Source organism: Streptomyces sp. NPDC001890 (assembly GCF_042891445.1).
GTDB lineage: Bacteria > Actinomycetota > Actinomycetes > Streptomycetales > Streptomycetaceae > Streptomyces.
On sequence record NZ_JBIATE010000002.1, the window covers coordinates 341421 to 365976 of the forward strand.

General features: G+C 71.5%; 21 protein-coding genes. 12 read left to right on the top strand and 9 right to left on the bottom strand.

The window, feature by feature from the left end:
• Window positions 1–28: 28 nt before the first annotated feature.
• The 5 genes from ACFYY1_RS07690 to ACFYY1_RS07710 form a co-directional block, all read right to left on the bottom strand.
• Complete coding sequence (locus ACFYY1_RS07690; RefSeq protein ID WP_388582174.1) at window positions 29–787, bottom strand: succinate dehydrogenase iron-sulfur subunit; 759 nt, start codon at window positions 785–787, stop codon at window positions 29–31.
• Window positions 787–2541, bottom strand: coding sequence for a succinate dehydrogenase flavoprotein subunit (gene sdhA, locus ACFYY1_RS07695; protein ID WP_388582176.1), 1755 nt, complete (start codon window positions 2539–2541; stop codon window positions 787–789). The genes ACFYY1_RS07690 and sdhA overlap by 1 nt, the downstream gene beginning before the upstream one ends.
• Before the next feature lie 29 nt (window positions 2542–2570).
• Window positions 2571–3047, bottom strand: a complete 477-nt coding sequence (locus ACFYY1_RS07700; protein ID WP_388582178.1) for a succinate dehydrogenase hydrophobic membrane anchor subunit — start codon at window positions 3045–3047, stop codon at window positions 2571–2573.
• Between the two features lie 5 nt (window positions 3048–3052).
• A complete protein-coding gene (gene sdhC, locus ACFYY1_RS07705; RefSeq protein ID WP_072486591.1) occupies window positions 3053–3433 on the bottom strand; it encodes a succinate dehydrogenase, cytochrome b556 subunit in 381 nt (126 codons plus the stop codon).
• A 205-nt stretch (window positions 3434–3638) separates the two neighbouring features.
• The gene (locus ACFYY1_RS07710; protein ID WP_388583437.1) at window positions 3639–4169 is read right to left on the bottom strand and encodes a 2-oxo-4-hydroxy-4-carboxy-5-ureidoimidazoline decarboxylase; all 531 of its coding nucleotides are present in this window, start codon (window positions 4167–4169) and stop codon (window positions 3639–3641) included.
• Between the two features lie 300 nt (window positions 4170–4469).
• Between ACFYY1_RS07710 and ACFYY1_RS07715 the strand changes: the two genes are divergently transcribed.
• The 5 genes from ACFYY1_RS07715 to ACFYY1_RS07735 all read left to right on the top strand — a co-directional run bounded on the left by ACFYY1_RS07715 (window position 4470) and on the right by ACFYY1_RS07735 (window position 9923).
• Window positions 4470–6089, top strand: coding sequence for a glycoside hydrolase family 20 protein (locus ACFYY1_RS07715; RefSeq protein WP_388582181.1), 1620 nt, complete (start codon window positions 4470–4472; stop codon window positions 6087–6089).
• A gap of 140 nt (window positions 6090–6229) precedes the next feature.
• Window positions 6230–7063 carry a DUF4328 domain-containing protein gene (locus ACFYY1_RS07720; RefSeq protein WP_388582184.1) on the top strand — a complete coding sequence of 278 codons (834 nt, stop codon included), beginning with the start codon at window positions 6230–6232 and terminating at the stop codon, window positions 7061–7063.
• Window positions 7064–7179: 116 nt separating this feature from the next.
• Entirely contained in the window at window positions 7180–7749 is a 570-nt protein-coding gene (locus tag ACFYY1_RS07725) for a hypothetical protein (RefSeq protein WP_388582186.1), read from the top strand.
• Between the two features lie 330 nt (window positions 7750–8079).
• The gene (locus ACFYY1_RS07730) at window positions 8080–8829 is read left to right on the top strand and encodes an RNA polymerase sigma factor (protein ID WP_388582188.1); all 750 of its coding nucleotides are present in this window, start codon (window positions 8080–8082) and stop codon (window positions 8827–8829) included.
• Entirely contained in the window at window positions 8829–9923 is a 1095-nt protein-coding gene (locus ACFYY1_RS07735) for a hypothetical protein (protein WP_388582191.1), read from the top strand. The genes ACFYY1_RS07730 and ACFYY1_RS07735 overlap by 1 nt, the downstream gene beginning before the upstream one ends.
• Before the next feature lie 225 nt (window positions 9924–10148).
• Here ACFYY1_RS07735 and ACFYY1_RS07740 read toward each other — a convergent pair whose 3' ends face one another.
• Window positions 10149–11042 carry a peptidoglycan-binding protein gene (locus ACFYY1_RS07740; RefSeq protein ID WP_388582193.1) on the bottom strand — a complete coding sequence of 298 codons (894 nt, stop codon included), beginning with the start codon at window positions 11040–11042 and terminating at the stop codon, window positions 10149–10151.
• A 241-nt stretch (window positions 11043–11283) separates the two neighbouring features.
• On the opposite strand from ACFYY1_RS07740, the gene ACFYY1_RS07745 reads away from it, so the two are divergent.
• The 3 genes from ACFYY1_RS07745 (at window position 11284) to leuE (ending at window position 14291) form a co-directional block, all read left to right on the top strand.
• Entirely contained in the window at window positions 11284–12864 is a 1581-nt protein-coding gene (locus ACFYY1_RS07745) for a methylmalonyl-CoA mutase (RefSeq protein ID WP_388582196.1), read from the top strand.
• A gap of 89 nt (window positions 12865–12953) precedes the next feature.
• Window positions 12954–13565 carry a Uma2 family endonuclease gene (locus ACFYY1_RS07750; RefSeq protein WP_388582199.1) on the top strand — a complete coding sequence of 204 codons (612 nt, stop codon included), beginning with the start codon at window positions 12954–12956 and terminating at the stop codon, window positions 13563–13565.
• A 60-nt stretch (window positions 13566–13625) separates the two neighbouring features.
• On the top strand, window positions 13626–14291 hold the full coding sequence (gene leuE, locus ACFYY1_RS07755; protein WP_388582201.1) for a leucine efflux protein LeuE: 666 nt from the start codon (window positions 13626–13628) through the stop codon (window positions 14289–14291).
• 9 nt (window positions 14292–14300) lie between these two features.
• Here leuE and ACFYY1_RS07760 read toward each other — a convergent pair whose 3' ends face one another.
• A complete protein-coding gene (locus ACFYY1_RS07760) occupies window positions 14301–15728 on the bottom strand; it encodes an FAD-dependent monooxygenase (RefSeq protein WP_388582204.1) in 1428 nt (475 codons plus the stop codon).
• Window positions 15729–15766: 38 nt separating this feature from the next.
• Here ACFYY1_RS07760 and ACFYY1_RS07765 point away from each other — a divergent pair, with 38 nt between their 5' ends.
• The 3 genes from ACFYY1_RS07765 to ACFYY1_RS07775 all read left to right on the top strand — a co-directional run bounded on the left by ACFYY1_RS07765 (window position 15767) and on the right by ACFYY1_RS07775 (window position 20479).
• The gene (locus tag ACFYY1_RS07765; RefSeq protein ID WP_388582207.1) at window positions 15767–16411 is read left to right on the top strand and encodes a TetR/AcrR family transcriptional regulator C-terminal domain-containing protein; all 645 of its coding nucleotides are present in this window, start codon (window positions 15767–15769) and stop codon (window positions 16409–16411) included.
• Between the two features lie 208 nt (window positions 16412–16619).
• Window positions 16620–18137, top strand: a complete 1518-nt coding sequence (locus ACFYY1_RS07770) for a hypothetical protein (RefSeq protein WP_388582209.1) — start codon at window positions 16620–16622, stop codon at window positions 18135–18137.
• Entirely contained in the window at window positions 18134–20479 is a 2346-nt protein-coding gene (locus ACFYY1_RS07775) for a glycosyltransferase (protein WP_388582212.1), read from the top strand. The genes ACFYY1_RS07770 and ACFYY1_RS07775 overlap by 4 nt, the downstream gene beginning before the upstream one ends.
• A gap of 96 nt (window positions 20480–20575) precedes the next feature.
• Here the strand turns inward: ACFYY1_RS07775 and ACFYY1_RS07780 are convergent, their stop codons facing one another.
• On the bottom strand, window positions 20576–21940 hold the full coding sequence (locus ACFYY1_RS07780; protein ID WP_388583438.1) for a polysialyltransferase family glycosyltransferase: 1365 nt from the start codon (window positions 21938–21940) through the stop codon (window positions 20576–20578).
• A gap of 17 nt (window positions 21941–21957) precedes the next feature.
• The gene (locus ACFYY1_RS07785; protein ID WP_388582215.1) at window positions 21958–22992 is read right to left on the bottom strand and encodes a glycosyltransferase family 2 protein; all 1035 of its coding nucleotides are present in this window, start codon (window positions 22990–22992) and stop codon (window positions 21958–21960) included.
• 209 nt (window positions 22993–23201) lie between these two features.
• On the opposite strand from ACFYY1_RS07785, the gene ACFYY1_RS07790 reads away from it, so the two are divergent.
• On the top strand, window positions 23202–24551 hold the full coding sequence (locus ACFYY1_RS07790; protein ID WP_388582217.1) for a DUF6716 putative glycosyltransferase: 1350 nt from the start codon (window positions 23202–23204) through the stop codon (window positions 24549–24551).
• Window positions 24552–24556 lie beyond the last annotated feature (5 nt).

A 24556-nucleotide genomic window follows, 5' to 3' on the forward strand; every position in this document is an offset into this window, starting at 1 on the left:
CCGGATGCGACTGCTGTGCCGGTGGCGGTCAGAAGCGGCGCGTGATCAGCGCCCGCTTGACCTCCTGGATCGCCTTGGTGACCTCGATGCCACGCGGGCAGGCGTCCGTGCAGTTGAAGGTGGTGCGGCAGCGCCACACACCGTCACGGTCGTTGAGGATCTCCAGACGCTGCTCGCCGCCCTCGTCGCGCGAGTCGAAGATGAAGCGGTGCGCGTTGACGATCGCCGCCGGGCCGAAGTACTGGCCGTCGTTCCAGAACACCGGGCACGAGGACGTGCACGCGGCGCAGAGGATGCACTTGGTGGTGTCGTCGAAGCGCTCGCGGTCCTCGGCGGACTGCAGGCGCTCGCGGGTCGGCTCGTTCCCCTTGGTGATGAGGAAGGGCATGACGTCGCGGTACGCCTGGAAGAACGGGTCCATGTCGACCACGAGGTCCTTGAGGACCGTGAGGCCCTTGATGGCCTCGACCGTGATCGGCTTCGCCGGGTCGACGTCCTTGATCAGCGTCTTGCAGGCGAGCCTGTTCTTGCCGTTGATCCGCATCGCGTCGGAGCCGCAGATGCCGTGCGCGCAGGAACGGCGGAACGTCAGCGTGCCGTCGAGGTCCCACTTGATCTTGTGAAGGGCGTCGAGCACACGCTCCTTCGGGTCGATCTCGATCTGGAAGTCCTGCCACCGGGCCTCGTCGGAGACCTCGGGGTTGAAGCGGCGGATCCGGAGGGTGACCGTGATGTACGGGGAGGCGGCGGACTCCGCCTCGACCTTGTCCAGAGTCGGGGTAGCCATCAGTACTTACGCTCCATCGGCTGGTAGCGGGTCTGGACGACCGGCTTGTAGTCGAGTCGGATCGACTCGGTGCCGTCGGCCGAGACCTCGCGGTACGCCATGGTGTGGCGCATGAAGTTGACGTCGTCGCGGTTCGGGAAGTCCTCGCGGTAGTGACCGCCGCGGGACTCCTTGCGGGCCAGCGCGGAGGTCGCCATGACCTCGGCCAGGTCGAGCAGGTTGCCCAGCTCGATGGCCTCCAGGAGGTCCGTGTTGAACCGCTTGCCCTTGTCCTGGACGGACACGTTGAGGTAGCGCTTGCGCAGCTCGGCGATCTTGTCGACCGCCGTCTTGATGGTCTGCTCGGTGCGGAACACCATCACATTGGCGTCCATGCACTCCTGCAGCTCCAGACGGAGTGCCGCGACCCGCTCGGTGCCCGTGGAGTTGAGCAGCCGCTCGACCTGCTCCTCGACCATCTGCGCCGGGTTCTCGGGCAGCTCGACGAAGTCGTGCTTGGCGGAGTACTCGGCGGCGGCGATGCCCGAACGGCGCCCGAAGACGTTGATGTCGAGCAGCGAGTTGGTGCCCAGCCGGTTGGCGCCGTGCACGGAGACGCACGCGACCTCGCCGGCGGCGTACAGGCCCGGGACGACGGTGGTGTTGTCGGCCAGCACCTCGCCCTCGACGTTGGTCGGGATGCCGCCCATGGCGTAGTGCGCGGTCGGCTGGATCGGGATCGGGTCCGTGTAGGGCTCGATGCCGAGGTACGTACGCGCGAACTCGGTGATGTCCGGGAGCTTGGCGTCCAGCTGCTCCGGCGGGAGGTGCGTGAGGTCGAGGTAGACGTGGTCGCCCTCGGGACCGCAGCCGCGGCCCTCACGGATCTCCGTGTAGATGGAGCGGGACACGACGTCACGGGACGCGAGGTCCTTCATGACCGGCGCGTACTTCTCCATGAAGCGCTCGCCGTCCTTGTTGCGGAGGATGCCGCCCTCACCACGGGCGCCCTCCGTCAGCAGGATGCCCATGCGCCAGATGCCCGTGGGGTGGAACTGGAAGAACTCCATGTCCTCCAGCGGCAGGCCCCGGCGGTAGCACGCGGCCTGGCCGTCACCGGTCAGGGTGTGCGCGTTGGAGGTCACCTTGAAGAACTTGCCGGTGCCGCCGGAGGCGTAGATGACCGACTTCGCCTGGAAGACGTGGATCTCGCCGGTGGCCAGCTCGTAGGCGACGACACCCGCGGAGCGCTTGACGCCGTCGACCTCGGTGATCAGCTGGTCCAGGACGTAGAACTCGTTGAAGAACTCCACGCCCTCCTTGACGCAGTTCTGGTACAGCGTCTGGAGGATCATGTGGCCGGTGCGGTCCGCGGCGTAGCAGGACCGGCGGACCGGGGCCTCGCCGTGGTTACGGGTGTGACCGCCGAACCGGCGCTGGTCGATCCTGCCCTCGGGCGTGCGGTTGAACGGCAGGCCCATCTTCTCCAGGTCGAGGACGGCGTCGATGGCCTCCTTCGACAGGATCTCGGCGGCGTCCTGGTCGACCAGGTAGTCGCCGCCCTTGATGGTGTCGAAGGTGTGCCACTCCCAGTTGTCCTCCTCCACGTTGGCGAGCGCGGCGGCCATGCCGCCCTGCGCGGCGCCCGTGTGGGAGCGGGTCGGGTACAGCTTCGTGAGCACGGCGGTACGGCTGCGCTTCGTGGACTCGATGGCCGCTCGCATACCGGCGCCGCCGGCGCCGACGATGACGGTGTCGTACTTGTGGATCTGCATGATTTCCTCTGGTCCCTCTGGCCCGGCGCCTAGCGGATGTTCGGGTCGAAGGTGAAGATCACCAGCGTGCCCAGCAGGACGGTGAACACCGTGGCGGTGTACAGCAGCATCTTCAGCCAGAAACGGGTGTTCTCCCGCTCGGCGTAGTCGTTGATGACCGTACGGAGACCATTGGCGCCGTGCAGCATGGCCAGCCACAGCATCCCGAGGTCCCAGAGCTGCCAGAACGGCGAGGCCCAGCGGCCGGCCACGAAGGCGAAGCCGATCTTGGAGACGCCGCCGTCCAGCACCAGCTGGATCAGCAGGTGGCCCAGGACCAGGACGACCAGGACGATGCCCGACAGGCGCATGAAGAGCCAGGCGTACATCTCGAAGTTGGTGCGCGAACCCTTGGGGGTCTTGCCGGTCCGCTTGCGCGGCGGCTCGATGACCGGGGCAGGGTTGTCCGTGTCGTACAGGCTGACGCCCTCGACGGAGCCGATCGCGGCGGAGGACTCGGTGGACATTGGCCTCAGCTCCCGAATACTTCGCGTACGGCGTGGCCGAGGACCGGGTACAGCGCCCCGACCATCAGCACGACCCAGATGCCCACGACCGACCAGAGCATCTGCTTCTGGTAGCGCGGGCCCTTGGCCCAGAAGTCCACGGCGACGATCCGGAGACCGTTCAGCGCGTGGAAGAGAATCGCGGCCACCAGGCCGTATTCGAGGAGCGCGACGATCGGTGTCTTGTACGTGGCCACGACGTCGTCGTAGGCCTCGGGGGAGACGCGGACGAGAGCGGTGTCCAGGACGTGTACGAACAGGAAGAAGAAAATGAGGACACCGGTGACTCGATGAGCCACCCAGGACCACATGCCTTCCCGGCCGCGGTACAGCGTTCCAGCCGGCACGGAAGAACCCTCCGGGAGCGGGGATTGGGGCCGGCCGGCTTGCTGTCGGTCTGACCCGGCCGGGTACGGTCCACCGGCCCCGGCCATCGTAGCGACGGTTTGTCGGTTCGTTCGCGCGGGGGCCCGCGGTGTGATCAAAGTGGCAATCAAACAGGCACGGACGGGCTAGAAAGAGCTGCTACGCACCCCTGTCGAGCCCGTTCCGTTATGAACCCGATACCAGCTCGATGATGCGGCCCCGGGCGAGCCGCCGCATCTCCTCCGCGGTCACCACCCGCTCCTGGTCGGGCTCGTGGGCCAGCCTGGCCCGGATCCCGGCGAGCACCTGGTCCGGCTGCTCGGCCGGTCCCAGGCCGTCCAGGCAGATCACGAAGACATGCCCGAAGCGCGACTCGTACGCGGCGTGCGCGGCCCGCAGCGCCAGATGGGCGGAGTGCGGCGCGGCGTGGTGCAGCCCGGGGGAGACCTCGGCGGTGAGCGCCTCGGCGAGGTCCGCCGGGGCCAGGTCGTAGCCCGCCTCGTCGGCCGCGGCCAGCAGCGCGTCCAGGTCGGGATAGGGGCGGTGGGCGGCCAGCCGGTGCGCCCAGCGGCGGCTGGCGCAGCACTCCAGCAGGGCGGCCTCGGCCTCGGCGGCCGGCACGGCGTTGAAGCGGTCGAGGCCCGGGACATGGGCGGGGACCTGCTCGGCGGCGGAATTCTGGACGGGTACGGCCGTCCGGGTGGCCGGTTGGCGCAGTTGCTCCGGGAGGCCGGCGTGGGACTCGCTGGACCTGGACAGCGTGGGCTCCTCGGCGGGTCAACGGCATCTGTGACCCTGGAGAGGGAAGGGGGGATGAAACCAGGCAGATGCGGGGGTGAAGGGAGAGACGAATGTGCCTCAAAGCTAGCGAGACAGGGCAACGGACGTCCGACGGATGCGCGAACTTCACCCGGACGGGAGAGTTTCGGATCGTCTGACGTGCCGTAATCCAAGGAGAATGCCCGGCTGTCTCCCTGCTTCTGCCTCATTGTCCGTAATAACGGAGGTTTCTGACCGATGTCGCCCTCACGTGGCGCTCTCGTGGCCGGTGCGGTCCTCACCGCGGCGGCCGCCGCGACGATCGCCGTCGTCGTCTGGCCGGAAGGCTCCGACAACGGACTCGCCGGACAGTCGTCGAACGCCCGCACCCCCGCGTCCTCCTCGGCCGCCCCCTCGCCGGCCCCTTCGCCCACCCGGAGCTACCCGCTCTCCACCGCCCCGCGCACCATCCCCGCGGTACGTGAGCACATCGCGGCCCGGGGGCCCGGCTGGCGCCCCGGCCCGGACGCCGGGGTCGTCGTCGCCCGCGGCAGCGGGACGCTCGCCGACGAGGGACAGCTGCTGGCCCAGGAGCTGAAGATCCGTTACCGGGGCGACGTCCCCGCCCGCGCGGGCGACGTGGAGCTGGCCCTCGCCCCGGGCAAGGGCGCCCCCGAGTCGTACACCCTCGGCGTCCACGGCGGACGGGTCACCATCAGCGGGCCCGACCAGGCCGGGGTCTTCTACGGCACCCGCACCCTGAAGCAGTCGGTGCGCGCCGACGGCGCGATGCCGGAGGGCGAGGTGCGCGACCGACCCGACCGGCCGCAGCGCGGCCTCAACCTCGACATCGCGCGCAAGCACTACACCGCCGCCTGGATCGAGGACCGGCTGCGCGAGATGGCCGACCTCAAGCTCAACCAGTTCGGCCTGCACTTCTCCGACGACCAGGCCTTCCGCATCGAGTCCCGCACCCACCCCGAAGTCGTGTCGCCGCAGCACCTCACCCAGGCGGAGGTGCGGCGGATCGTCGGCCTCGCGTCCCGGCTGCACATCGAGGTCGTCCCGGAGATCGACTCCCCGGGCCACCTCGGCGCGGTGCTGCGGGCCCACCCCGACCTCCAGCTGCGCAATGTGTCGGGGACGCGCTCGCCCGGGTCGCTCGACATCTCCGACCCGGGCTCGGCGAAGCTCGTCGACGAACTCCTCGGCGAGTTCACCGAGCTGTTCCACGGCGCGTACTGGCATCTGGGCGCCGACGAGTACCTCGCCCTGATGGCGCGGGACCCGGCGGCCTCGTACCCGCAGCTGCAACGGGCCGCCCAGCAGAAGTACGGGGCGCAGGCGAGCATCAAGGACCTGGCGACGGGCTGGCTGAACGACCGCGCGGCGGTGGTGCGCCCGCACGGCAAGCGGCCCAAGGCGTGGAACGACGGCTTCTTCCGTGACGGGACCGTGCACGCCGACAAGGACATCGAGGTCGAGTACTGGACGGGCAAGGAGTACGGCGCCCGGCTGCCGGAGGAGTACCTGCGCGAGGGCCGGCGCGTGGTGAACCTCAACGACGAGTACCTCTATTACGTGCTCGGCCAGCCCAACCAGTTCGTCTACCCGACGGGCGAGCGGATCTACGAGCAGTGGACCCCGCTCGTCCTGCGCGGCACCCAGCCGGTCCCGGCGCGCTGGTCCGGCCAGATCCTCGGCGGCCGGTTCGCGGTCTGGGGCGACCTCCCGCAGGCGCAGACCCCGGCGCAGGTGGCACAGGGCATCCGGATGCCGTTGCGCGCGACCGCCCAGAAGCTGTGGGTTCCGGGCAAGCCGGCGCTGAGCTGGGAACAGTTCCGGGCACTGGCCGCACGGATCGACGAGGCGGGCTGAGCGCGGTCGCCGCGGCCGGCCGGTCGGGATTCCTCGTGGACAGCCAGGTGGCGGGGGGCTAGGTTCCGCATGCCGCGCGTTCCGGGGAGGAGCGCGCGGATTCGCGCTTTCGCGCTCAGAACCTTGGGGGGTTCCACTTCATGCTGTGTTCCACCTGCCGTCTCAGACCGCCGGTCACCGACGACGGACGCTGTCTGACCTGTGCCGGCCCGGCCGGTCCGGCACCCGCCCCGGTGCCGCCCGCCCCGGCCTTCTTCGCGCCGCAGCAGTACCTGCGTTCGCCCGAGGGGCTCGCGAAGGCCGTCGTCGTACTCCTGGCGGTCGTCGCGGCGGCGGATCTGCTCGCCGTGGCGGCGGGCCTGAACACCCGCCGGGTGATCGCGGCCGGGCTGGAGAACGACTTCGCGACGTACGACGAGGCGGAGGCGACGCTCGCCGACAATCTGTACGGGGCGGCGGGCGGGCTGCAGAGCCTCGCGATCCTGGCCACCGCGGTCGTCTTCATCATCTGGTTCCGGCGGGTACGGCTCAACGCCGAGGTGTTCGACCCGAGCATGCAGTCGATGCGGCCCGGCTGGGCCATCGGTGCCTGGTTCGTCCCGTTCGCCAACCTGGTGCTGCCGCGCCGGATCGCGGGCGGCATCTGGACCGCGAGCGCCCAGACGAACTCCGACGGCAGCTGGCGCACGGTCCCGGCCACCGTGATGAACCTGTGGTGGGGGTGCTGGGTCGTTTCGCTGGTCGGCTCCCAGTACGCGACCCGGCGGTACCGGGCGGCCGAGCAGCCGCAGGAGATCCTGGACGCGGCGGACCTGGTGACGGCCACCGATGCCTTCGACATCGTGGCCGCGGTGCTGGCCATCCTCTTCGTCCGCAAGCTGACCCGGATGCAGGGGGAGCGGGCGGCGCTCGGCATGTATCCGCTGGGCGTCCCGCGTGCGCCGGGGCGTGACGACTGGCGACACGGCCACTGAGCGATGCGATTCGGCCCTTCACAGTGACGGTTTTGAGCCATTCGGCGCTGAACGCGATAACAGGAAGCGCCTCGTCCCCATGTGCGCGCACGGGGGCGTGCCGACGGGAGACGCCGATGAGCCTGCTGGAACTGATCGCCGCCGCCGACGAGCGAGGGCTCGCGGCGAGTGCGGTCGCCTGCCTCGACCGCTGCCTGCCGCAGCCCGTGGACGGAGCGGACCCGGATCCGCTGCGTCCGCTCTGGGCGGGCTGCGCGGACGCGGCTCTCTGGCCGGACCGCCTCGCCGAGGCCCGTGCGGCACTGGACGCCGCGGCCGACGAGGCGGGCGCCGCCCCGCGGATCCGGGAGCTGCTGGGCGAGGCGCCCGCGGACCGGGCGGCGCCGGGGCTGCGCGACTGGGCCGACGCGTGCTCGCTGCTGGCCTTGGAGGCCCACCTCGATCCGGACGCGGCGCCGGGCACCACCGCTCGGACGGTGCGGCGCCTCGGCGAGGACGATCCGGACGCGGCGGGTCCGTTGCCGGCCGGTGAGCTGCGCCGGCAGATCCGGATCCTGGAGATGCTGGCCGAGGCCACGGACGCCGCGTCGGCGGGTGCCGGGCTGCGCCAGGTGCTGGAGGTGTCCGCGGAGGGGCAGCGGGTGTTGCGCGCGGCGGTCTCGCGGCGGGCCCGGGGGCGGGGCTGAAAGGTGCTTGGTCCGCCGGGAGGCCGAGAGGTGCCCGGTGCGGTGCCGGGGAGCCGAGAGATGCCGGTGCCGGTAAGAACGAGGACGACCGGGGCCGCCACCCCCCACAGGAGAGGCCCCGGTCGTCTTCCGCGGGGCCGTAGGACGACCCCGTACTCCTCTCAGCGCCGTCGCTGCGTTTTCTGTCACACCGCACGTCGTCGGAGGAACGTTGCGGGTTGTACAAGTCATGGACGCGACCCCCGCCGAGGACGTAGCGTGCTGAGTCGCGCAGGGTGGCGCGGCAGTGATGACCAGCTGCGATTCGGGACTGCAGGGCAGGTTGAGGGAGTGCTGGGGGACGACGCGGAGCTCACTGCCGCGGTGCTCGCGGCGCAGGACGGGGACGAGGACGCCTTCCGTACTGTGTACCGCGCTGTGCAGCCGCGGCTGCTGGGCTACATAAGGACACTGGTCGGGGAGCCGGACGCCGAAGACGTGGCGTCCGAGTCCTGGTTGCAGATAGCGCGCGACCTCGACCGGTTCAGCGGTGACGCCGACCGCTTTCGCGGCTGGGCGGCGCGGATAGCCCGCAACCGTGCGCTGGACCATCTGCGGATGCGCGGCAGACGCCCCGCGATCGGTGGCGACGAGTCGGAACTGTCCGAGCGGCCGGCCGATTCCGACACCGCCGACGAGGCGATGGAGGCCCTGGCCACCGGCCGCACGATGTCGCTCATCGCCCAGCTGCCGCAGGACCAGGCCGAGGCCGTGGTGCTGCGGGTGGTCGTGGGCCTGGACGCGAAGGGCGCCGCGCAGACGCTGGGCAAGCGTCCGGGGGCGGTACGCACCGCAGCGCACCGGGGCCTGAAGCGGCTGGCCGAGCTGTTGCGCACGGACGACGACGGCGACGACGACCGGGGCGGCGCCGTCGACGGTGCCCCCGAAGGAGATCCGGCGGATCCGTCCGCCCCGCACCGGAGCACGGCTGCCCGGACGGCGGAACTCGACGCGGTGCCCGCCCAGCGCCCCGCCCGCAACGGTCTGGCGGCGCCGGCCGGTGTGACGCATTCGCGTCCGTGGACGCAGAAGGACATGTGATGGCCGACGAGCGGTACGAATGGCTTGACAAGGACGCCGCGGAGAGACTGCTCCGCGGCGAGCCGGTCGATCCCGTCGGCGGTCGGTCGTGTACGGACGCCGAGAGGCTCGTGGCCGCGCTGGACGCCGCCCGCGCCACCCGCCCGGCCACCGGTGAACTGCCCGGCGAGGCCGCGGCGCTCACCGCCTTCCGCGCCGCCTCCCGCTCCGCGCGGGCGAAGGGCGCCGTGGACGGCCGTCCCGCCGGTGCCGAGGTGCTCGACCCGGTCCGTATCGAGGCCGCCGCCGGCGGCTCCGCTTCACGCGCCACCGCGTCCACGGTCTCCGGACGTACCCGCCCCTGGCGCTGGAGCAGGCCCGTCCGCTTCGGCCTGGTCGCCTCCCTCGCGGGCTGTGCGCTCGGCGGGGTGGCCGTGGCGGCCGGAACCGGAATGCTCCCCGGGCCGTTCGGCGGGCGTACCCCGCTGCCGGCCGCCTCCGTCTCGTCCGAGGCGACGCCCGAGGAGCTCGGCTCCGGGCCCACCACGGACGAGACCGCGCAGCCGCCGCCGTCCGGCTCCCCGCGAACGGGCACCTCCTCGTCGCCCACGGACCCCTCGGCCCCGGCCGGTGGCCAGGACCACGGCAGCTCCGGCCGGGCGACGGAGCCTGGCGACGCCGACAAGCGGAAGCCCGGCGGCGGCGCGACCGGCTCCCCGGACGGCGACCGGAACAGCGAGCAGCCCGAGCCCCCCGGGAACGACAGCTCCGCCGACTGGTACGCCAAGGCGCTCCAGGCCTGCCGCGACTACCGCGACGGCAAGCTGAGCGAGAGCCGCAGGCGCAAGCTGGAGGCGCTGGCCAACGGCGCCGAGAACCTGGACCGGTTCTGCGACCGCGTGATCGAGCGGTCCGAGACGGGCCAGAGCGACCAGGGCGGCGACGGCGGCGACGAGCAGAACGGCGACGGCTCGAACGGGAACAGCGCCGCCGACTCCGCCGCAGGCACCGCTTCGTCGGCCCGGTTCGCCAACGGTGTGCGGCTTCCTTCGACCCCGGTCTCCGTGACGCCCTCGGCCCGTGCCGCCCGCGCGGCCGCCGGTTCACCGGGCTGAGCGAGGCCGCCCGCGACAGGCGATTTTCGGCCCGTCACCACCAGGTGTGACGTTTTTCGAGGCCGCGGCGCAGTACTGAGTGAGCCGACTGGTCATCGGCAGCGCAAAGAGCCGGGGTTCCCCCCGTACCTACGGCTCAGCGCACATGGCGCGGGCGGGACACGTTCCCCCGGTCCCGTCCGCGCCCCTTCTCTTTTTTCTTCTCCTTCTCCGGCCGGACCGGCCCTACCCGTAGACCACGACCTTGTCGCCGTTCTTCACCTGGGCGAAGAGCGAGGCGATCTTCCCCTCGTCCCGGACGTTGACGCAGCCGTGCGAGGCGCCGTTGTAGCCGCGGGCCGCGAAGTCCGCCGAGTAGTGCACCGCCTGGCCGCCGCTGAAGAACATCGCGTACGGCATGGCCGTGTGGTAGATCGACGACACGTGGTGGCGGGACTTCCAGTAGACGGAGAAGGTGCCCTCGCGCGTCGGCGTGTACTGGGAGCCGAAGCGGACGTCCATCGACGACATGACCCGGCCGTCGATCATCCACGACAGGGTCCGGCTGTTCTTGCTGATGCAGAGCACCCGGCCGGTCATGCAGCGCTTGTCCGGCTTGGCGACCTGCCGGGTGGTCGGCGGATTCAGCTCGGCGGCCGTCGGCTCGTGCGTCATGCCGAGCAGCTTCTGCCAGGTGAGGGTGTCCGCCCTGCCCGTACGGGTCAGGCCCCGCTTGCCCTGGAAGGACTGGACCGCGGCGACCGTGACGGTGCCGTAGTAGCCGGTGGGGCTGCGGTCGAAGTGGCCGATCTGCCGCAGCCGGGCCTGCAGTTCCCGCACCTGCTTGCCCTGGGAACCGCTCGCCATGAGCGTCGTGCCCTGCGGGTCGGGCTTCGGCGTGGGTGAGGGCGACGCGGTGGTCGCCGACGGCGAGGCGGCGGGCGACGGCGGAGTGGGCGCGGGCTTGTCGTCGTCGGTGACGGTGGCCCGCGGCGACGAGGAGGCCGCGGGTGCGCTGCCGGTGGCCTGCGCCTCGCAGCCGGCCGTCGCGGTGGCGACGGCGAGGACGGCGAGCACCGCCGCCCCCGTCCGGCCCCGTTTCGCGTTCCGTGCGGTGCTTCCGGTGGTGCTGCCTGTCATCTCGGCCCCCTGCGTGTCCGGTGCGTCCGGTGTCCCATGGGACGGATTCCCGCTCTGCCCGGTTGCCAAAGCCCGCGCATGATGGGGGAAGGACGGCGCCGGGACGCGCGGGCCGGGGTTGTGAGCAAGGTCCCAGCGCCTGCCCCTCCAACGGTCTCGCGCCCACCGCTACAGTCCGTCGCGGGAACCGTGGTTACCAGCAAGTAGCTTTACTGAGCAGCTTCAGCGGGAGGCACAGCAGATGACGCGCGAGTCGGAGTCGGGACTGCCCATCGAACCGGTCTACGGGCCGGACGCACTCGACGGCTGGAACCCCGCCGAGAAGCTGGGGGAGCCGGGCGCCTACCCCTTCACGCGCGGTGTCTACCCCACGATGTACACCGGCCGGCCGTGGACGATGCGCCAGTACGCGGGGTTCGGCACGGCCACGGAATCCAACGCCCGCTACCAGCAGCTGATCGCCAACGGGACGACGGGGCTGTCCGTCGCCTTCGACCTGCCCACCCAGATGGGCCACGACTCGGACGCGGCGATCGCGTCCGGCGAGGTCGGCAAGGTCGGGGTCGCGATCGACTCGATCGACGACATGCGGGTCCTGTTCGACGGAATCCCGCTGGACAAGGTCTCCACGTCCATGACGATCAACGCCCCGGCCGCGCTGCTCCTGCTGCTCTACCAGCTGGTCGGCGAGGAGCAGGGCGTCCCGGCAGAGAAGCTCACCGGCACCATCCAGAACGATGTCCTCAAGGAGTACATCGCGCGCGGCACGTACATCTTCCCGCCCGGCCCCTCGCTGCGGCTGATCGCCGACATCTTCAAGTACTGCCGGGCCGAGATCCCGAAGTGGAACACCATCTCGATCTCCGGCTACCACATGGCCGAGGCCGGGGCCTCGCCCGCGCAGGAGATCGCCTTCACCCTCGCCGACGGCATCGAGTACGTGCGTACGGCCGTCGCGGCCGGCATGGACGTCGACGACTTCGCGCCCCGCCTCTCCTTCTTCTTCGTCGCCCGCACCACGATCCTCGAAGAGGTCGCCAAGTTCCGCGCCGCCCGGCGGATCTGGGCCAGGGTGATGAAGGAGGAGTTCGGCGCCGAGAACCCCAAGTCGTTGATGCTGCGCTTCCACACCCAGACCGCCGGCGTCCAGCTCACCGCCCAGCAGCCCGAGGTCAATCTGGTCCGCGTCGCCGTCCAGGGCCTGGCCGCGGTCCTCGGCGGAACCCAGTCGCTGCACACCAACTCCTTCGACGAGGCGATCGCCCTCCCCACCGACAAGTCCGCCCGGCTCGCCCTGCGCACCCAGCAGGTCCTGGCGTACGAGACGGACGTGACGGCCACCGTGGACCCGTTCGCCGGGTCGTACGTCGTCGAGAAGATGACCGACGAGGTCGAGGCCGCCGCCCTGGAGCTGATGGCCAAGGTCGAGGACATGGGCGGCGCGGTCAGCGCGATCGAGCGCGGCTTCCAGAAGAGCGAGATCGAGCGCTCCGCGTACCGCATCGCCCTGGAGACCGACAGCGCGGAGCGCGTGGTGGTCGGCGTGAACCGCTTCCAGCTGGACGAGGAGGAGCCGTACGAGCCGCTCCGCGTCGACCCCGCGATCGAGGCCGAGCAGGCGGCCCGCCTGGCGAGGCTCCGCGCCGGGCGCGACCAGGACGCGGTGGACACCGCGCTGGCCCGGCTGCGGAAGGCGGCGGAGGGCACGGACAACGTCCTGTACCCGATGAAGGACGCGCTCAGGGCACGGGCGACGGTGGGCGAGGTGTGCGACGCGCTGCGCGAGGTGTGGGGGAGGTATGTGCCGTCGGACGCTTTCTGAGGGGGCGGGTACCCGTGCGGGTGATCCCTCGCTGAATGTCCGCGACCCTGGATAAGCTCATGAACAGTGGTCCCCGAAAGGAGGATGCCGTGGCCGTAATGCAGCACGAGGAGCAGGTGCACGTGCAGGAACAGCCGGAGCTGACGCTCGGCGAGGCAGCCGACCAGCTCGCACACTCGCTGCCTGGGCATCGCGTGGAGATTCTCCAGGGGAGGCTCACTGTGACACCACCGGCGGACGTATCGCACGCTCTGGCTCTGTCCTGGCTGGGTGAGGAGTTCGGTGCGCGGGCGCGCACCGTGGGACTCAGGCTCGTCCAGGGCGTCGGGCTGTGGCTGCCCACCGGTCCCGAGGACTACGCGATTCCCGACCTGTCGGTCGTCGAGGCCGACATCAAGGACGCCCATGTCATGAAGAACTGCTACGCCGCCCACGTCTTCCGCATGGTCGTGGAGGTGACGTCGACCAACTGGGCGGACGACCTCGGCCCCAAGGTCGAGGACTACGCCCAGGCGGGCATTCCGGTCTACGTGGTGGCCGACCGCAAGCACGACCAGGTGCTGCTCTGCACCGACCCCCGGGGCGGCGAGTACAAGAACAAGGCGCACCACAAGCGTGGGACCTCGTTCACCGTGCCGGACGTGGTCGGAGTCGAGATGAAGCTCTCCGTCGACCGCCTCCTCGACGGCGACGAGGACTGACCCCTCGCCTTCCCGAACCCCCTGGACGGAGTGTCGTACTCGCGTGCGACACTCCGTTTCATGCTGGGTGTCACCGATCTTCCGACCTATCTCGCCGGCCTGGTGCTGATCGTCCTGCTGCCGGGACCGAATTCGCTGTACGTGCTCTCCGTCGCCGCCCGGCGCGGGGTGCGGACCGGGTATGTGGCGGCGGCCGGGGTGTGGACCGGGGACACCGTCCTGATGACGCTGTCCGCGCTCGGGGCCTCGTCGCTGCTGCAGACGACGCCGGTGCTCTTCGCCGTCGTCAAGTACGCCGGTGCGGGCTATCTGACCTGGATGGCGATCGGCATGCTGCGGGCCGCGGTGACCATGTGGCGCGAGCGGCACCGGCGGATGGCCGAGCTGACCGAGGAGGACGCCGGGCCCACGGCCGCGGCGGCGATGGAGCGGCCGTACCGGCGGGCGCTGGTGGTCAGCCTCTTCAATCCGAAGGCGATCCTGTTCCTCATCTCGTTCTTCGTGCAGTTCGTCGACCCGCACTACGCCTACCCGGCGCTCTCCTTCCTGGTGCTGGGCACCCTGCTGCAGATCGCCAGCTTCCTCTATCTGTCGATGCTGATATTCGGCGGCACCCGGCTGTCCGCCGCGTTCCGCCGCCGCAAGCGGCTGTCGGCCGGGGCCACTTCGGCGGCCGGTCTGCTCTTCCTGGGGTTCGCGGCGAAGCTCTCGCTCAGCAGCGTGTGACGCTCCCGCTCAGCAGACGGTGACCGGGGCGAGTCCGAACCGGGCCAGGTGGCGCGCCAGGTCCGAGGTGTCCTCGCCCGCCCAGCCGATGTAGCCGTCGGGGCGGACCAGGAACAGGCCCCTGCCGTACGCCTCGCAGGCGTCCGTGCGGTGCACGCGGATCAGGTCGCCGTCGAACGCCGGGAGTGCCGCGTCCGTGCCGACCGCCAGCAGGGTGAAGTGCGGGCCCCGGAAGACGTCGAAGAGGCGGCGGCCCCCGGTCGTCGGGCCGTCCGGGGCGCGGTCGCCGGAGTGCAGGGCACCGGCCCGGCCCACCGACAGCGGGCCCTCGCGGTAGCCGAGGCCGAGCTGCTGGGCCGCCGCGCCGCGTTCCTGTTCGCCCCGGTGGATCCGGGTGGACAGGCCGAGCATGTCGGCGGCGACCGGACGGCGCTCCTGCTCGTAGCTGTCGAGCAGGGAGACGGGCGCGCCGTGCCGCAGCACCTGGCCCAGCTTCCAGCCCAGGTTGTACGCGTCCTGCACGCTGGTGTTGAGGCCCTGGCCGCCCGCGGGGGAGTGCACATGCGCGGCGTCGCCCGCCAGGAAGACCCGGCCGTCGCGGAACCGGTCGGCCAGTGCGGCGCGCGGCCGGAAGTCGGACGACCAGCGGACCTCGGTGATGTCATCGGCCGCCAGATGCGTACGGGCGGCGACCAGGGCGCGCACCCCGTCCGGGGACGTGTCGGGCTCGCCCTCCTTGAACTGGGCGGCCAGCTGGAAGTCCGCCGTGCCGGGCAGCGGACAGAGCGTGAGGAAGCCCTGATCCCCTTGCGTCGCATGCCAGTTGAGCCGGTCCAGCGCACCCTCGGCCACCCGGACGTCGGCGACCAGCATCGGTGCCGGGTCGACCTCCTCCCCCGTCATCGCGATCCCCAGCGCGCGCCGGACCGTGCTGCGCCCGCCGTCCGCCGCGACCAGGAAGGAGGCCCGCACCGGGCCCGTGGCCAGGTGGGCGGTGACGCCGTCCGCGTCCTGGCCGAGCCCGGTCAGCGCGGTGGAGAAGACGACATCGCCGCCCAGCTCGCGCAGCCGGGCCAGCAGGATCTCCTGGGTGCGCCACTGCGGCATCAGCCACGGCTCCCCGTACGGCTCGGCCTCCGTCGGGGCGGCGCGGCGGAACATGTCGTACTCCTGCTGCCGCACCCCGTCCTGCCAGACCATCCCGACCGGAGCGGGGCCGCCGTGCTCGCGCACCGCCTCGCCGACCCCGAGGTCGTCCAGCACCTCCCGGGTGCGCGGCTGGATGCCCTTGCCGCGCGAGCCGGGGAAGAGCGTGGGCGCCTGCTCGACGACCAGGGCGCGCACGTCACGGCGGGCCAGGTCGCAGGCGAGGGCCAGGCCGCAGGGGCCGGCACCGACGATCAGGACCCCGGTTTCCTTAACGCTGTTAAGTTCCATGATTCGGAGTGTGTGCTTAACGCTGTTAAATTGTCAAGGTGGGTACGACGAAGATCGACCGGGCGCGGGTCGCCGACACCGGGCTGCGGCTGCTGAACGAGGTGGGCCTCGACGGCCTCACCCTGCGTGCCATCGCCAGGGAGCTGGACGTCAAGGCGCCCGCGCTCTACTGGCACTTCAAGGACAAGCAGGAGCTCCTCGACGAGATGGCCACGGTGATGTACTGCCGGATGCTCGCCGAGGACCTGCCCGGCCCCGGCCCGGAGCGCTGGCAGGACCAGCTCATCGCGTACAACAGCGCGCTGCGCACCGCCCTGCTGCGCCACCGCGACGGGGCGAAGGTCTACAGCGGGGCCAGATTCACCGGGACCGACCACGCCGAGGGCCTCGAATCCCATCTGCGGACGATGGTCGACGCCGGTTTCGAGCTGTGGCAGGCCGTCCGGGCGGGCACCACCGCGTACGCGTACACCATGGGCTTCGTCACCGAGGAGCAGGGCGTGCGGCCGATGCCGGACGAGCGGCGCGAGGGCTTCGACGTCGACGAGCGGGCCGCGCGCATGGCCGCGTACCCGCTCGCCGCGGCGGCCGGTGCCGAGATCTTCGCCCACTACGACGAACGCTTCGAGGACGGGCTGCGGCTGATCGTCGCGGGCATCGAGGCACGGTACGGGGTGCGCTGAGAAGGCCCGTACCAGCGAGGTCGGTGCGCAGTTTCCGGTACCGACAGGGCGAGTTCATCCGGTGGCCGTTCAGCTTTCTTAGCGTGACGCGGAACCGAACACGCGCGCCGGGCATCCGCCCCCCGACGGGGCGGGGCCCCGGTGCGCTCCGGTGACCGCACGACCGGACACGCCCCCTCCCCCCACGGGCACAGACGCTTGGAGCGCCATGAGAGAAGCCCGCACCCGTCGGCCACGGCAACGTGACGCGGCCCCGCCCGGGAGCGCCGCCTCGCCGCCGGCCTCCGTCACCCCGACCGACGTGGACGTGTGCCTGCGGGCCTGTGCCGCGCACAGCACCAAGCTGGTGGCGGGGCTCGACCGCCGGCGCACGGCACTCGCGGAGGCGCTGCGCCACCTGCTGGCCGTGCACGCCGCGACGCGGCCCGCGGCCCCCGCGGGCGCCACGTCCTCGATCCCGCTGATGCGGCGGGCAGGCAAGGCGGGCGCGGGCTCCGTCCCGGCCCTCGCCGACGAGCTGCTCGACCCGCTGCTCACGGTCGGCAACAAGGCACTGGACTGCGGTTACGAGGACGAGCTGAAGCTCGCGGTGCTCATCGGCGACACCGTGCTGACCCAGCGCAAGGGCTCCCGGGCCGGCTGGCGGCTGCGGGCCAGGACGCTGGAGGCGATGGGCGCGGAGGCCGCGGCCATCGAGGCGTACGAGCGCTACCTCTCGTTCACCGAGGACGACGGCTTCGGCGTCGCGGCCAAGGTCGTCGGGCTGCGGGCCGGCGCGCGGCTCCAGGACGAGCTGCTGCGGAGGCTGGAGCGCGACTGCCCCGCCGCCGCCGAGCACGCCGCCCGCCCCGTCACCGAGTCGTGGGCCGAGGGCCTGGCCCTCCAGGCACGCGGCGACTGGCGCCGGGCCGAGCCCCTGCTGGTCGGCGCGCTGCTCGCCCAGGAGCGCACCGGCGCCCCGGTGACCGAGATCCAGGAGGCCACCTCCCAGTACCTCGCACTGGCCATGGAGGCGGCCGGAACGGACCCCGCCGCCGTGGCCGGGCTCACCGGGATCGTCGCCCTCTACGCCGAGCAGCGCCGCAGCCGGATGCGCGGCCCGGTCGCGGACCCCGTCTTCGGCGGTGTCGAGTGGACCACCGTCGGCGAGTTCCGCAACCGGATCGCGGGCAGGTCCATCTGCCTGATAGCCAACTCCCAGCGCGTCGGCAGCAGTTCGATGGGCGCCGAGATCGACGGCTACGACCTGGTCGTGCGGTTCAACTCGTACCGGATCGACCCGGCGGCGACCGGCCGGCGCACCGACATCCACGCCACCATCCACAAGCACGGGTTCAACTGGGACCAGAAGGTGCACACCCGACTGGTCTTCGGCGGGGTCTCCGGCGACTGGAAGCACTCTCTGCGCAACCGCCTCGTCCCGGGTGCCCAGCAGTACCTGGGCGACGAGTCGCTGCGCTGGCCGCTGCGCGACATCGGGCGGGTCGGCGCCGACGTCTGGCCCGCCATCCCCACCACCGGCTTCAACATGCTGTGGCTCCTGGACCACCTGGACGTCAGCAGCCGGCTCGACCTGATCGGCTTCGACTTCTACGAGAGCGGCGCCTACCGGCTGCCCGGCGCGATGCGGATGCCCATCACCTCCGTGCACGAGTACACCAGCGAAAAGGCGTGGGTCATGGAACGCGCCCAGAGCGTCACCGACATGAGGATCCGACTGCGATGACGACGACCGCCACGCCCTCTTCCACCCTCCCCGCCTCGCCCGCGCCCGCCAACCCGCTCACCGGCAAGCGCCGGGTCGCCTTCGCGAGCTTCGTCGACGAGAACTACCTGCCCGGCTTCCTCGCCCTGCTGCGCAGCCTGGCCCTGTCCAACCCGAACGTCTGCGAGGACTTCCTCGTCCTGCACGACGGCCTGCGCCCCGCCTCCGTCGCACAGATCCGGGCCCTGCACCCGCGCATCGACTTCCGCCGCGTGGACGCCGGGCACTACGACTCGTACGCCAAGGGCGACCAGGACAACTACCTGGTGCGCAAGGCCTACTTCATCCTCGACATCTTCCGGGTCCGCGACTACGACACCGTGATCACCCTGGACACCGACATGGTCGTCCTCGGCGATCTCGGTGAACTGCTGACCCTGCGCGACGGACTGGCCGCCGTACCGCAGTTCTTCTACGGGCAGCACAAGCTCAACAGCGGACTGCTGGTCATCCAGCGCGAATATCTGAGCGACGCGTTCTGCGCACGGATCGACGAGGTCGGGCGGGCCGGTACGTACGAGCTCGACAAGCACGACCAGGGCATCCTCAACGCCGTGCTCGACGGCGACTTCGTCCAGCTCGACGCCCGCTACAACTTCGTCAAGCGGCGGCTCTCCGGCGACCTCCCGGTCCCCGAATCCACCGCGATCCTGCACTTCACCGGGCGGCACAAGCCCTGGCAGGGCGGCGAGGCCGGATACCGCGAGGCCGAGGACCGCTGGCACGAATTCGAGCTGTCCGACGCCGAGTTCCACGCCGCGTACCTGGCCCTGCCCGGTGCCAAGCACCACGACCTGCTGGTCCACTACGGCACCCCGCACGTGGCGCGCACCGGCTCCCCGGAGGACGCCCGCAAGGTCGCCGCCGCCCACATCGCGGCGGGCGAGTACCAGGAGGCGGCCGATCTGCTGGGCCGGGTCCGGATCCCCGTCGACGAGTCCTGGCCCCACGAGGTCCTCGGCCACGCCCTGATGAGCGTCTCCCGCTACGAGGAGGCCCGCGTCAGGCTGCTGCTCGCCACCGCCTCGCCCAACCGGGCCGCCACCGCCTTCGCCCGCCTCGCCCAGATCGCCTGGATCCACGGCGACGACGACGCGGCGGCCGGGTACGCCCTGAAGGGCCTCGCGGTCGACCCCACCCACCGCGCCAACCGGCTGATGCACAAGCGCACCACGGACCTCACCCCGCCCGTGGAGGGCCCCGCCGCCGGCCAGCTCGCCCATGTCGCCTTCTACATGGAGCGCCAGGGCAACGCCGGGGACAAGCTGCTGCCGGAGAGCGTACGGCTGGCCTTCGGCCGGGACACCGGCCCGCGGCGGTGGCACTCGGTCCACGCCCACCGGCTCTTCGACGAGGCCGCGCTGGAACGGGTCAACGAGCGCCGCGGCCTGGTCATCGGCGGCGGCGGCCTCTTCATCCCGGACACCGCGCCCAACGGCAACAGCGGCTGGCAGTGGAACGTCCCCGACGAACTGCTCGACCGGATCGACGTACCCGTCATGGTGTACGCGGTCGGCTTCAACGCCTTCGACGGGCAGGCGTACGGGCACGGGCGGGAGAGGTTCCTCTCCAGCCTGCGAAAGCTCGTCGAACGGGCCTCGTTCTTCGGGCTGCGCAACCACGGCTCCATCGAGAAGGTCCGCGAACTGCTGCCCGCCTCGCTCCACGACAAGGTGCGCTTCCAGCCCTGCCCGACCACGGTCACCAGGCAGCTGGTGGACGGCTGGACGGACCCGGAGCGGCGCGAGGACACCGTGCTGATCAACGCCGCGTACGACCGTTCCGGGCTCCGCTTCGGGCACGACTACGGGCACTTCCTGGCCGAGATGGCGACCGCGGTGCGGGAGCTCGGCAAGCGGGCCGAGGTCCGGTGCGTCGCCCACTCGCTGGACGACGAGCGGATCGCCTTCGACCTGCGGCGCGAACACGGCATCGCGCTGCCGGTGATCCCGATGTACGACTTCGACAACGACGCGATCCGGGACACCTACGCCCGGACCAGGCTGGTGATCGGGATGCGCGGGCACGCGGGGATGATCCCGTTCGGCTGCGGCACGCCGGTCATCAGCCTGATCTCGCATCCGAAGATGGCGTACTTCCTCGCCGACATCGACCGCCCGGAGTGGGGCATCTCGGTCCACGACCGGCACCTCGGGGCCCGGCTCGCCGAGCGGGCCGCCGGACTGCTCGACGACCACGCGGCGAGCGTCGCCGATGTGCACGGCCGGCAGCGGGAACTCTGGAAGGTCACCGAGGCCAACGCGGCGGACCTGCGGGTGATCCAGGGCGGCGTGCCGGTCTGAGAGCGGTCACGGGTACGGGGCGGGACGCCGAATCGGGCGTCCCGCCCCGTACCCCGTGCGGGGAGGGACTCCGCGCCACCCCCGTACGCGCCCCGCCTACCGCCGCACCACCCGGCGCCGCACCGACCGCGCGACCCGGCGCACCACCGCGTTGCGCGGCAGGAACGCGAGCTGCGCCGGTACCGCGCCCGGCAGCGCCAGCGAGGTCAGCCGCTTCCGCTTGAAGTAGCGCCAGGTGGAGGCGGACAGGTGGGCGGCCAGATACCGCTCGGCGGCCGGCCGCAGTCCCGGGTAGATCCTCGGCTGCATCGCGAAGCCGACCGCGGTGACCAGCCCGGTCAGGTCGGCCGGATCCACCGCCCCCGCGCCCGGTGCCGTCCCCGCCCGCTCGACGGCCGCCCGGTCCGTGACCTCCGGCAGCAGCGCGTCCACCAGCGTGACCGGTACGCGGTTGCTGTTCTCGTACGGGGCGAGCCGGTCCAGCAGCATCCCGGTGCCGACCCGGGCCACCGGCAGCCCGTAGAGCTGCGCAGCGGTGAACAGCGCCGTCGAGAAGCAGCCGACGACCAGCGCCGGGCGCATCCGCTGGTAGAGCACCTCGGCGAGGACCGGCGCGGTGAGCACCCCGTCGTCCAGCACCGTCAGTTCCGCGCCCAGCTTCGCCGCCTCCTCACCCATTGCGCCCGACCACTGCGCCGGGGCCGTGGGATGCGGCTTGAAGACGATGCGGGTGTGGCCGAGCGCGACCGCGCCGCGCATCATCCGCAGGTGCAGCTCCTCCTCCTCGGCCGCGCTGATCAGCCCGAGCGCCGACAGGTACTGGCCGAGCAGCAGCGCGGGCGCCTCCACGGCCGGAATCCCGTCCTGGGCCCCGGGCGCGTCCGCCAGCTCACCGAGCACCTTCAGGAACACCTCGCCCGGCACGATCTGCGGCGCCACCCCGAACTCCGTGAGCAGCAGCGGCTTCAGCCCCGGCACCAGATCGAGGTGGAGCAGCCGGCGCACCCGGGTACCGACCAGCGGGTCGATCTTGTTGCGGGTGGGGCCGTAACTCATCAGCCCGTCCGCGTACACATCGAGCGGCGCGCCGGTGAAGATCTGCGCGACGGCCATCGCGGGGTTGACCTGGATCGACTCGACCGCGAGCTCGATGTCGTCGTCGCCGAGCTCCCAGGCGAGCCGCAGATGGCGCTCCCACAGGGGTACGTCGTCGGGGCGCGGTGACCAGCCGCCCGGGTGGAACGGGGCGATCGTCGTGTTCCACGACACCACGTCGTCGAACCGGCCGCGCAGCGCGTCGAAGCCGGGCATCGCGTCGAGGGAGGCCGTCGTCTCCGGCACGGACGCGTTGTTCGAGACGAGCAGGATGCGGCGGTCCGCGTCCGGGAAGCAGCCCGCGTCGAGCGCGGCGGCGAGCGTGGCGGCGCCGTAGAGCGTGGAGGCGAGGAAGATCTGCGTCATGCGGGTCCGGGCGGTGTTCACGCGGCCGACACCTCCTTGGCGCCCGAGGAGCCCGAGGAGCCCGAGGCGCCCGCGGCGGCCGAGGCGCCCGCGGCGGCCGGACGGCGGCGCAGCCGGCGCAGCACGGTGGCGCGCTGCGCGTCCATCGAGTCCAGGGCGTCGTCGAGCACCTGCTGCGGCATTCGCCCGAGCGCGGCCGCACTCATGGACTTCAGGGTGCGGGCCACGGCGGGTTCGAACCTTTCGATCGAGCTCATGTGGTGGAAAATGATCGCGCAATAGGTACGGACCGCTTTGGGCAGCAGTACCTGCGCGTCACGGTCTTCCGCGGTTTCCCGAATGACCTGGTCGAACGAGCGAATGAAATCGAGCTGGCGTACGTCGCCGATCTGCGTGAGCGAAGAAGCGACACCGCGCCGGTAGAAAATTCCGAGAATCCCCAGCACCGCGAAGGAATCGGCCTCACGGTGCAGCCGCCAGATCCACGGACGGTCCTCCGCGGTGCGCAGACCGTCCGTGAAATGCAGCAGCCCGCGGTCCAGCAGCCGCCGGTGGTACAGCCCGGCCCAGGCGTACGGGTAGTCCACCGAGGTGGACCGCTCGGCGGGCAGGATCGCGTCGCGCGGGTCCAGCACCTCGCCGCGCCTGCCGTGCGGGACGCGGTGCACGCCGCGGTTGCGGCCCTCGACCTGGACATGGTCGGTACGGACGAAGTCGCAGCCCAACGCCTCGGTACGGGACAGGAGTTCGGCGTAGTACCCGGGGGCGATCCAGTCGTCGCCGTCCAGGAACGCGAGGTACTCGCCGCGCGCCGCGTCCAGGCCGGTGTTACGGGCGGTGGCCAGTCCGCCGTTCTGCTTGTGTCTGCGTACGACCACCCCCGGAATCTCGTCCTCGGCGCGGCGCAGTATGTCCGCGGTCCCGTCGGTCGAACAGTCGTCGACGAGGATGAATTCGAAGTCCTCGCGGGCGTTCGCCCGCAGGCTTCTCAAGGTGTCGGGGGCGTATGTCTGCACGTTGTAGAACGGCACGATGACCGAGAGCTTAACCACCCGTCTCACGCTAGGCGTGAGCCCGTCATTTGCCTTGGCGCCGGGAGGGACGGCGGGTGAACGGCGAATGTCGGAATGATGAACCGGGTTGAATCATGGGTGATTGCGTCCCCTTTGTGGAGGCGATTCGCCAAGCGTCGGTGGGCTGTTAACCAGCTGTTGCCGTCACGTTGGGCCGCGAATCGAAATGCCTTCCTAAGTTCTGGGACGTGCCCCCACGTACCGAAAAGACGACCGCCCTCCGGGTAGCCGTACTCGCCGACTCCGACACCCGGTGGAAATGGGGCGCGCTCACCGCGCGCCGCCTCACCGCCGGTGCGTCCGGGGCGTCGGCGCAGCGCGTCGAGATCAGCGGACTGCTGCTGCGCGGCCGGGCCACCCCGACCCCGCGCCAGCTCGCCGAGGTCGGCGACGTCGGTATCGAGGCCGGCCGGGTCCGCGAGGTGACGGCCGTCGAGTTCCTGCACACCGTGCGCGACGAGGGGTACGACGTCGTCGTCCTCGCCCTCGTCGGCGGAGCCGTCCAGGCGATGCTGCACGGACTCGCCGCACTGCGGCTGCCCGCCAGGCCCGTCGTCGTCACCGGCTATGTCGGCGTGGTCTACGAGAAGCTCGCCGACGGGCTGCTGCTGCGGCACGGCGCGGACATCGTCCTCGCCAACTCCACCCACGACGCGGAGCGTTTCCGCGCGGTGTACGAGGGAGTGGGCGCCGACGCCTCGGCGGTCACCGAGGCCGCGCTGCCCTTCCTCGGCGGCGAGCCACACCGCCCGCAGGAGGGCCGCGACACCGTCGTCTTCGCCGCCCAGCCCTCCGTACCGGCCTCCCGCGACGACCGCGTGTACCTGCTGCGCAGGCTCGTCGAGCACGCCAGGCTGCACCCGGACCGCGAGGTGCTGCTGAAGCTGCGCTCCAAGCCCGGCGAGCACACCACGCACATCGAGGAACTCCCGTACCAGCGGCTCGCCGAGAGGCTGCCCGGCGGGCTGCCGCCCAACTTCCGCCTGGTGTACGGGCACATGGGCGAGGTCCTGGACCGCACCGACCTGCTGGTCACGGTCTCCTCGACCGCCGCGCTGGAGTCCCTGCACCGGCGTGTCCCGACCGCGGTCCTCACCGACCTCGGCGTCCGCGAGGCGCTGGGCAACCACCACTTCATCGGTTCCGGCCTGCTCACCTCCTGGGACCACCTGGACGGCGGCTTCCGCCCGGAGCCCGACCCGCGGTGGCTGGCGGGTCAGGGCGTCGCCGCCGACGGCACGTACGCCACCGCCTACGACCACGCCCGCGCCCGCGTCGACGGGCTGCTCGCCGCGGCCCGGCTGCCCGACCTCGCCCCGTACTACACACCCGCCACCGCCCCCGGCTACCTCCCCGGCATCCTCGCCCGCCACCACCTCGCCCCCGACGGCCACCCGCTGCCGGGCGCCGAACGGCCCCGCGAGACCGGGGGAGTGCGCGGCGCGGTCCGCGAGGCGGTCCGGGAGGCGGCGCGCGGCGCGTACCGGCAGGGCGTCCAGCGGGTCGCCCCGGTGATCCGACGGATGGGCGAGCTGTGAACACC

Excerpts from the sequence above, each read along its gene's own strand:
- sdhA (WP_388582176.1), bottom strand. The coding sequence starts at position 2,541 with ATGCAGATCCACAAGTACGACACCGTCATCGTCGGCGCCGGCGGCGCC.
- ACFYY1_RS07725 (WP_388582186.1), top strand. The coding sequence starts at position 7,180 with ATGAGCCTGCTGGAACTGATCGCCGCCGCCGACGAGCGAGGGCTCGCG.
- ACFYY1_RS07720 (WP_388582184.1), top strand. The coding sequence starts at position 6,230 with ATGCTGTGTTCCACCTGCCGTCTCAGACCGCCGGTCACCGACGACGGA.
- ACFYY1_RS07745 (WP_388582196.1), top strand. The coding sequence starts at position 11,284 with ATGACGCGCGAGTCGGAGTCGGGACTGCCCATCGAACCGGTCTACGGG.
- ACFYY1_RS07740 (WP_388582193.1), bottom strand. The coding sequence starts at position 11,042 with ATGACAGGCAGCACCACCGGAAGCACCGCACGGAACGCGAAACGGGGC.
- ACFYY1_RS07690 (WP_388582174.1), bottom strand. The coding sequence starts at position 787 with ATGGCTACCCCGACTCTGGACAAGGTCGAGGCGGAGTCCGCCGCCTCC.
- ACFYY1_RS07715 (WP_388582181.1), top strand. The coding sequence starts at position 4,470 with ATGTCGCCCTCACGTGGCGCTCTCGTGGCCGGTGCGGTCCTCACCGCG.
- ACFYY1_RS07760 (WP_388582204.1), bottom strand. The coding sequence starts at position 15,728 with ATGGAACTTAACAGCGTTAAGGAAACCGGGGTCCTGATCGTCGGTGCC.
- ACFYY1_RS07735 (WP_388582191.1), top strand. The coding sequence starts at position 8,829 with ATGGCCGACGAGCGGTACGAATGGCTTGACAAGGACGCCGCGGAGAGA.
- ACFYY1_RS07700 (WP_388582178.1), bottom strand. The coding sequence starts at position 3,047 with ATGTCCACCGAGTCCTCCGCCGCGATCGGCTCCGTCGAGGGCGTCAGC.
- leuE (WP_388582201.1), top strand. The coding sequence starts at position 13,626 with ATGCTGGGTGTCACCGATCTTCCGACCTATCTCGCCGGCCTGGTGCTG.
- ACFYY1_RS07780 (WP_388583438.1), bottom strand. The coding sequence starts at position 21,940 with ATGACGCAGATCTTCCTCGCCTCCACGCTCTACGGCGCCGCCACGCTC.
- ACFYY1_RS07775 (WP_388582212.1), top strand. The coding sequence starts at position 18,134 with ATGACGACGACCGCCACGCCCTCTTCCACCCTCCCCGCCTCGCCCGCG.
- ACFYY1_RS07770 (WP_388582209.1), top strand. The coding sequence starts at position 16,620 with ATGAGAGAAGCCCGCACCCGTCGGCCACGGCAACGTGACGCGGCCCCG.